Origin of the sequence: Mesorhizobium sp. M7A.F.Ca.CA.004.12.1.1, assembly GCF_003997835.1 — a bacterium.
GTDB lineage: Bacteria > Pseudomonadota > Alphaproteobacteria > Rhizobiales > Rhizobiaceae > Mesorhizobium.
Window position 1 is genome coordinate 1 of sequence record NZ_RZRK01000807.1, and the last position, 2,719, is coordinate 2,719.

The following is a 2,719-nucleotide window of genomic DNA, read 5'->3' on the forward strand; positions in this document are numbered from 1 at the left end:
GTGGCCAGCGCGCCCTTGCTGGCGGAATAGACGGCGAGTTCCGGCGAGCCGCAATGGGCGTTGATCGACAGGATGTTGACGATGGCGCCGCCCTGGCCACGCTTCTTCATGTCGGCGATGGCCGCCTGCATGAGGAAGAACGGTGCCCGCGCGTTGACCGCGAACAGCGAGGCCCAGCCGTCGAGATCGGCGTCGAGGAACGAGGCCCGGTCGGTCAGCCCTGCGGCGTTGACCAGCGCATCGATGCGGCCGAAGCGCTCGATGCAGGCTTGCGTCAAAAGGGCAGGGGCCGCCGGGTCGGCGAGGTCCGCGGCGACGAAGACTGTCGGCGTGCCGAGCCGCGAAAGCTCTTCCGCCACGGCATCGCCGCGGGTCTTCTCGCGCCCGGTGACGAGCAGGCCGCCGGCGCCGCAGCGCGCCAGCGTCTCGGCGATGGCGCGGCCGATGCCTTGCGTCGAGCCGGTGACCAGCGCCACCTTGCCGTTGAGCTGAAGCTCCATTCCTCTTCCCCGCCTCGCATCTGGTTTCAGGCTAGCGCGGCAGGATCGTTTTACAACATGGAAATTGGAAATCCTGGAGCGGAGATTGTTGGCGCTGCGTGGGGCCGGCAAGAGCTTGCTCCAACGTCGTCGCTCCGGGGGCGAAGCAGGAGCGGAGTCCGTCCCAAAGACCTCTAGTGGACCGTGATGATGCCCTCGACGGCCCGCCATTCCGAAGGCTGGATGAGTCGATGATGAGCAATGCGGACCGAGTGCAGCGGACCGTCGAGTTCGCGCTCCCAATATTGGAGAAAGCCCTTGAGTTCGGGAAAGGCCGGAGCGAGATCATAGTCCTGCCAGACATAGAGCTGAAGCAGGCTCGGATGATCGGGCAGGTGATAGTGGATTTCGGCCGTCGTCAGGCCATAACCTTCCATTTGCAGGCGGAATTCGCTGCTGACCGTATCGGCCATGTCTTTCTCCTTCTCTCTCCGTTCAGGCCTCCAGCCCGCGATGTCCGTATTGAACTCGCCCGATGCCATGCCGGGACGATCGGTTCCTCTTCAAACAACGTCGCGAGAAGCTCGGGGGTTCCGAAAATAGCCGCGCCATAACAGTGCGTTGGCGCCCTTTCTGGTCGAATGGAAAAATTTTTTCGCCGGTCTCTTGAAACCGAAAAACGGCAAAACTAGCTCGATATGCGCCGCGATGCCTGACGAAGGGTCGGGGCGTTCCGCACCGGTCCGATATTGCCGGTTCGGTGCGGAGGAACCTCAAAAACCTGTTTGTCCACGAGGAGAACGACATGGCGTTCCGTCCATTGCATGACCGTATTCTGGTCCGCCGCCTTGAAGCCGAGGAGAAGACCTCCGGCGGCATCATCATCCCCGATACCGCAAAGGAAAAACCGCAGGAAGGTGAAGTGCTCGCCGTCGGTCCCGGCGCGCGCGACGACAGCGGCAAGCTTGTCGAACTCGATGTCAAGGTCGGCGACCGCATCCTGTTCGGCAAATGGTCCGGCACCGAAATCAAACTCGACGGCGAGGACCTGCTCATCATGAAGGAAAGCGACGTGATGGGTGTCATCGATGAGATCGCCGAAGTGAAGAAGGCCGCCTGACGGCTTCTTCGTATCCATCCAGTCAACGAATGCTGCCTAGATAAAGGAGTGATCCAATGGCTGCCAAAGAAGTGAAATTCCATACCGAAGCGCGCGAGAAGATGCTGCGCGGCGTCGATATCCTTGCCAATGCGGTAAAGGTGACGCTCGGTCCCAAGGGGCGCAATGTCGTCATCGACAAGTCGTTCGGCGCTCCGCGCATCACCAAGGACGGCGTCACCGTGGCCAAGGAAATCGAGCTTGAAGACAAGTTCGAGAATATGGGCGCCCAGATGGTGCGCGAAGTGGCTTCCAAGACCAACGACCTTGCCGGCGACGGCACGACGACCGCAACGGTGCTTGCACAGGCGATCGTCAGGGAAGGGGCCAAGGCGGTTGCCTCGGGCATGAACCCGATGGATTTGAAGCGCGGCATCGACAAGGCGGTCGATGCGGTGGTCGCCGAACTGAAGACCAATGCCCGCAAGGTCACCCGAAACGACGAGATCGCGCAGGTAGGCACCATCTCCGCCAATGGCGATGCCGAGATCGGCCGTTTCCTCGCCGAGGCGATGGAGAAGGTCGGCAATGAGGGCGTCATCACGGTGGAGGAGGCCAAGACCGCCGAGACCGAACTCGAAGTCGTGGAAGGCATGCAGTTCGACCGCGGCTATCTCTCGCCCTATTTCATCACCAACCAGGACAAGATGCGCGTCGAACTCGATGAGCCTTATGTGCTGATCCACGAGAAGAAGCTCTCCAACCTGCAAGCGATGCTGCCCGTGCTTGAAGCCGTGGTGCAGTCGGGCAAGCCGCTCTTGATCATCGCCGAGGATGTGGAAGGCGAGGCGCTGGCGACGCTGGTCGTCAACAAGCTGCGCGGCGGCCTCAAGGTCGCGGCCGTCAAGGCGCCGGGCTTCGGCGACCGCCGCAAGGCCATGCTGGAAGACATCGCCATTCTCACCGGCGGCACCGCGATCTCGGAAGATCTCGGCATCAAGCTGGAAAATGTGACGCTGCAGATGCTGGGCCGCGCCAAGAAAGTGGTGATCGAGAAGGAAAACACCACCATCGTCGACGGTGTCGGCCGCAAGGAAGAGATCCAGGGCCGTGTCGCGCAGATCAAGGCGCAGATCGAGGA

Annotated in this window: 4 protein-coding genes; 2 read left to right on the forward strand and 2 right to left on the reverse strand. The window is 61.6% G+C overall.

Annotation, left to right across the window (positions count from 1 at the left end):
* On the reverse strand, positions 1-500 hold a 500-nt coding region (locus EN984_RS29925; protein ID WP_127384170.1), incomplete at its 3' end, for an SDR family NAD(P)-dependent oxidoreductase.
* A gap of 173 nt (positions 501-673) precedes the next feature.
* Positions 674-952: an usg protein gene (locus EN984_RS29930; protein ID WP_127271604.1), complete on the reverse strand. Its 279-nt coding sequence runs from the start codon at positions 950-952 to the stop codon at positions 674-676.
* A 332-nt stretch (positions 953-1,284) separates the two neighbouring features.
* On the opposite strand from EN984_RS29930, the gene groES reads away from it, so the two are divergent.
* Positions 1,285-1,599: a co-chaperone GroES gene (groES, locus tag EN984_RS29935; RefSeq protein WP_127255658.1), complete on the forward strand. Its 315-nt coding sequence runs from the start codon at positions 1,285-1,287 to the stop codon at positions 1,597-1,599.
* Positions 1,600-1,655: 56 nt separating this feature from the next.
* Positions 1,656-2,719: chaperonin GroEL (groL, locus tag EN984_RS29940; RefSeq protein WP_127384171.1), on the forward strand; the 1,064-nt coding region annotated here is incomplete at its 3' end.